Source organism: Methanocalculus sp., from assembly GCF_030651615.1.
In the GTDB taxonomy this organism is placed as follows: Archaea; Halobacteriota; Methanomicrobia; order Methanomicrobiales; family Methanocorpusculaceae; genus Methanocalculus.
The window spans coordinates 1-5278 of the sequence record NZ_JAUSCG010000153.1; the positions used below are offsets into that span (position 1 = coordinate 1).

Sequence of the window (5278 nt, forward strand, 5' to 3'; positions counted from 1 at the left end):
GGTTGCGTCCTGATCATCCGGGATATCACAGTAAGGAAGGCATCAGAGACGACACTTCGTATCTCCGGCGAGAAGATCGCCCGACTGACTCAGCTTACCCGCCATGATATCGGCAATCAGGTTGCAGCCCTTATCGGATACCTTGAGTTTTTGAAAGACGATCTGAGCGGGGCAGAGTCGGAGAGGTACATTAATGAGTCGATAGATATCGTCGAAAAGATCATCCTTTACCTTGATTTCTCCCGTGAATATCAGGAGATAGGCACATATGATCCGGTCTGGCTGTCACTTGAACAGACCGTTGTTCACGCAATGAATGATATCAGTCATAGTGATGTTGAGATCAGATCAGAGGTTATACCGGCAGTGATCCATGCTGACAGACTCTTTGTCAGGGTGATCTACAACCTCCTTGATAACGCCATCAGACACGGAGAGAAGGTCACATTGATCACAATCAAAACCGTTGAAATCTCCGATGGGGATCTCGTCCTCATAGTCGAAGATAATGGAGTCGGGATCGGGGAGGATGAAAAAGAGAGGATATTTGAATATGGATATGGAAAGAATACCGGTTTTGGGCTTGCGTTTGCACGGGACATCGCCTCCGTTACCGGGATATCCCTTATTGAGACCGGAGTGCCAAAGATTGGAGCTCACTTTGAATTGCATATTCCAAAAGAGGGATGGAGACATCTTAAAGGCTGAAAGGAGCAACCATTGTAATAACCATCCCCGCAAAAACTGCCTGGGAGAAGGCTCCCCCGGGTGCAAATAAGAACCAGAGCAAAGACGAACCTAATCATGATGTTTTTTTGCTTCCATAATAAGGTCACTGATCCGGGAAAATCCCTGAATCGGACAAGTTAAATTGATATTTTAGATACTAAGGGGGAGAAGACCTCCCCCAGAAGTCAGAGGTGTGTGGTAACGGGATCATGCATATGCAACGAGCCGTATACCCATCTTCTTCTCAATCTCACGGATCTGTTTGAGATCCTGTTCATTCAGCGATGCAACAGGTGCCGGTCTCTCATGAGCGAGGAGGAGGACACCAAGTTCAGCCTCAAGCTTGGTTATCTGTGCAATCTTCGCAGGTTCCAGGTGGGCATAACCAGGGCAGACCATTACTATCACCAACCCCCTATAGAGATGGCTTGAATATATACTTTCTGTAAAATAAAACAGTTTTGATATACAACAGATTATATGGCATCACCCTGATCGACGATATGGCAGAGATGTTGATGAATGCGATGAAGAACCAGTTAACCGGTGTCAAAAGCAGAATGCAAAAAAATTATTCTCCCCGATTACTACAGATTGACTGGACAATACTCCAAGAGATACAAGAGACTCTAAAGATCATGATCTAATCAACAAACACCCTTTTATTCTTCGGGAGCATTCTGGCTTATAAGGCCTATGATCGTTCAGTTTTCTATCCTGACCCCGATACTGCTTGCCATATCTCTTGGATATGCCCTTCTCGCAATCCTGTACAGAGACAGGTGGAGCGAAGAACTGAAAGGTCAGGTGACCCTTTTTCTCTTCTTTGCTGCCGTATGGGCGCTTGGAGATGCATTGATCTATGCCTCGGCAGACCCTGAGTCACAACTTGCCTGGACAACCCTCTCGTTTGTCGGAGCAACAGGAGTGCCGGTATCGCTCTTCCTCATCTCCTGCATCTATGTCGGAATCAACCGGTTCAATACACTTCAAAAAGCATCAGTTCTTTTTATCATACCAATCATCAGCATCATCCTTGTAGGGACAAACAGCCTCCATGGCCTCTTCTATTCAGGCGTCACAGAGCAGCATGTACTCAACACCATCATCTGGGAGGTCTCATATGGCCCACTCTATCCCATCCACCCCTTCTACTCCTACTTTTTGATCGCAAGCTCTGTGGGGATTCTCATCTATAAATATACAGCAAGTACTCCCCTCATCCGACGCCAGATACACTGGCTCATCATCGGCATTATGATACCATTCATCGCAAACATCCTCTACCTCAATCGTATCATCGCATCTCCGGGTCTGGACTGGACACCGTTCTTACTTCTGGTCACAGCAGGGATCCTCGTCTTCGGTAATGCCCATCTCAGGCTCTTCTCAATCGTCCCCCTTGCACGGAGTCGTATCATCGAATCGATGGAAGACGGGATCATCGTCCTCGATCAGGATCACCGGATCGTCGATATGAACCGGTCTGCCACCATCATCGCCGGAGATACCTTTAAAGATCTCGAAGGGACAGATGGCAAAGTCCTTCTTGAGCGGTGGGGAGCACTCAATGCAACACAGTCAGCACTGATCCATCGTCAAGATGGAGATGAGATCTTTGAGGTACGGCAAAATCCTCTTAAAGACAGTAAAGGAACAGTTTTTGGGAGAATACTGTTCATCCGTGACATTACTGAAGTATATCGCGCACGAACCGCTCTCCAGCAGGCGAACAAGAAATTAAACCTCCTCTCCTCCATCACCCGCCATGATATCCTGAATCAGATCACTGCAATCCTCGGATACGGATCACTCATTGAAGAGTCGCTTCCTGAGGACCCGGAAACCCGGAGCTTCATGAATAAACTCAATGAAGCAACAAGAACGATCCAGCGACAGATCACCTTCACAGCAGACTACCAGAATCTCGGAGTTCGCGAACCCGAATGGCAGCATATAGACTTCGTAGCACAGTGTGCAAAGAATGAGATAGACCTTGGGGAGATCACACTTGATTGTACAACAGGAGCACTTGAGGTCTATGCCGACCCCCTGCTCCAGAAGGTCTTCTCAAACCTCTTTCATAACACGGTAAAACATGCAGAACATGCAACAAGGATTTCCATCTCCTTTCAACAGGAAGAGGATTTCGGGATACTCATCGTTGAGGATAACGGGATCGGCATCCCGGACAGGATGAAAGAGCGAATCTTTACCCATATTCGTGGAAGTCAGATCGGGCTTGGACTCTACCTGATACGTGAGATCCTCTCAATAACCAACATTACCATCTCAGAAGATGGGAGATACGGTTATGGAGCACGGTTTTTGATCCGTATGCCGAAAAACTCATTCAGGAATGCCCCTGATTCAGACAACCTCGGCTGAAGCATTCGGATCAAACGGATTTGTTCTGACCGAGAGTGAGAAGAGATAGGGATAATGCTCCTTCAGATATTCCATATGGTCAAGCCAGTCAAGGACAAGGAGACTGATAACCCGGTTGCAATCCCGTGAGAGATGGGCACAATCTCCGGCAGAGAGTTGAACAAGACTGCTTCGTGCCGAGAGTTCCTCTTCAAAATGACAGATTGCAGTTATCATATCAGAAAAAGGCTCATGTTCAGAGAGCATCGGATGCTGGAGAAGCTGGATAATAAATGATCGTTTCTCTAAGAGAAACTGTTGCATTGAAAGGAGATCAACCGAAGAGAGATCGATTGCATAGTCCTGTGAAGAGAGGTTCTTCCTCGCCTGAACGAAGTTCCTTCTCTTCCATTCATCCGTAACAAGGAGGTCTGGGATCCCTGATCTGAGAACGCTGACTCCTCCTTTGCAGATGTCGATAAACGGCACTCCCACCTCAGAAAAGAAGACCCAGATGATCATCCGCACCTTCTTCCTTCTTGCATGGAGATCATTTCGGGATACCGTCATCTCGATGAAGTACGCTGCTACCGTAACAAATGTCCCAACTCCGGCAAGGATAAGAATCATAACAAGGAGACGCCCGGCATCGGTAACCGGGACGATATCACCGTATCCGACAGTCGCAATTGTTACAATGACAAAATAGAAGGCGTCAAAGAATGAGAGACCTTCAAGGACTGCAAGACCAACCGATCCAACCATCAGCACCGTAAGAAGAACGATAAGGTAGAGGCGAAATTGCGTATCACCGGAATGCATGAAGAAAGAGAGATTGGCGTGGAATCAGATATACTTCTCCCCTTCGGCAGAACGTTTCCATGCCTCTGCGACAGCCACGGCCACTGCACGGGTTACCCCGCGATCAATGACCGACGGAAGGATATACTCCTTCGTCGGGTGCTTCACATACTCTGCAATCGCGTGGGCTGCTGCTATCTTCATCTTATCGGTAATGCGTTCTGCCCGTGCATCAAGCGCACCACGGAATATCCCGGGGAATGCAAGGACGTTATTGATCTGGTTGTGATAATCACTCCTCCCGGTACCAACGATCATTGCACCTCCAGCCTTCGCCTCCTCGGGCAGGATCTCCGGAACAGGATTTGCCATCGCAAAGACGATCGGATTTTTCGCCATTGAACGTATCATGGCGGGTGTTACAAGACCGGGTGCTGAGACACCGATGAATGCATCGGCACCGACAAGCGCATCTGCAAGTGTTCCTATCCGGTTCTCATGATTGGTCTCATGGGCGATCAGGTATTTATGCGGGATCGAGAGGATATCCCTTCGGCCCCGGTGGATGATGCCCAAACGATCGCAGACGATGATATCACAAACGGGGATGCAGATCTGATCCGAAACACCTACACATTTGAGGAGACGGGCAATAGCGGTGCCTGCTGCCCCCGCTCCACTGATGACAATTTTCAGATCGGCCATACTCTTCTTCTGCACCCTGCAGGCGTTGATTAGGGCCGCAAGCACAATAACCGCCGTTCCATGCTGATCATCATGCATAACCGGGATGCCAATATCCTGAAGAGCCGCTTCGATGGCAAAACACCGGGGTGCTGATATATCTTCAAGATTGATCCCTCCAAAGACAGGAGCGATATTCTTAATCTGTGCAACAAGGTCTCCGTCTTTTGAGGCAAAACAGATTGGAAACGCATCGATCCCGGCAAAGTCACGGAATAGCAGGGCTTTTCCCTCCATCACCGGGATGGCCGCATATGCCCCGACATCACCAAGACCAAGGACAGCCGACCCATCGGTCACGACACAAACGGTATTCGCTTTAAGCGTGTACCGATAGGCAAGATTCGGATCACCGGCAATCCGCCGTGCAACCTCGGCAACACCCGGAGTATAAGCAACACTCAGGTCATGCCGGTTCCTCACCGGCACCTTTCCGCGCACCTCGATCTTTCCTCGGTGCTCTTCATGGAGGAGGAGTGCCTCTTCATAGAGAGTCGGGGGCATAGAGAGAGAAGGGATTGCCGGGATAATAAATCCACCTAACATCAAAGGGCTTATATTCCTGTCAGATGATTGGTACGGTGATGAATCTCCCGATTCCCCCGATGAGTGTCAGGACAAAAATCCTTATAGCATT

The 5278-nt window shown here is 48.6% G+C and carries 5 protein-coding genes; 2 read left to right on the forward strand and 3 right to left on the reverse strand.

Annotated elements, in window-relative coordinates:
* A partial coding sequence (locus tag Q7V06_RS06700; RefSeq protein ID WP_304839841.1) for a HAMP domain-containing sensor histidine kinase occupies positions 1-708 on the forward strand: 708 nt, incomplete at its 5' end.
* Between the two features lie 228 nt (positions 709-936).
* Here Q7V06_RS06700 and Q7V06_RS06705 read toward each other — a convergent pair.
* Positions 937-1137 (reverse strand): hypothetical protein, encoded by a 201-nt coding sequence (locus Q7V06_RS06705; protein WP_304839844.1) that lies wholly within the window; start codon positions 1135-1137, stop codon positions 937-939.
* 288 nt (positions 1138-1425) lie between these two features.
* On the opposite strand from Q7V06_RS06705, the gene Q7V06_RS06710 reads away from it, so the two are divergent.
* Positions 1426-3117 (forward strand): histidine kinase N-terminal 7TM domain-containing protein, encoded by a 1692-nt coding sequence (locus Q7V06_RS06710; RefSeq protein ID WP_304839847.1) that lies wholly within the window; start codon positions 1426-1428, stop codon positions 3115-3117.
* On the opposite strand, the gene Q7V06_RS06715 is transcribed toward Q7V06_RS06710, so the two are convergent.
* Together Q7V06_RS06715 and Q7V06_RS06720 are read right to left on the reverse strand one after the other, a co-directional pair.
* Positions 3100-3918, reverse strand: coding sequence for a potassium channel family protein (locus Q7V06_RS06715; RefSeq protein WP_304839849.1), 819 nt, complete (start codon positions 3916-3918; stop codon positions 3100-3102). The two genes, Q7V06_RS06710 and Q7V06_RS06715, sit on opposite strands and share 18 nt — an antisense overlap.
* A 24-nt stretch (positions 3919-3942) precedes the next feature.
* Entirely contained in the window at positions 3943-5145 is a 1203-nt protein-coding gene (locus Q7V06_RS06720) for an NADP-dependent malic enzyme (protein WP_304839851.1), read from the reverse strand.
* Positions 5146-5278 lie beyond the last annotated feature (133 nt).

Coding starts and splice junctions, on each gene's coding strand:
- Q7V06_RS06710 (WP_304839847.1), top strand. CDS start 1,426: ATGATCGTTCAGTTTTCTATCCTGACCCCGATACTGCTTGCCATATCT.
- Q7V06_RS06715 (WP_304839849.1), bottom strand. CDS start 3,918: ATGCATTCCGGTGATACGCAATTTCGCCTCTACCTTATCGTTCTTCTT.
- Q7V06_RS06720 (WP_304839851.1), bottom strand. CDS start 5,145: ATGCCCCCGACTCTCTATGAAGAGGCACTCCTCCTCCATGAAGAGCAC.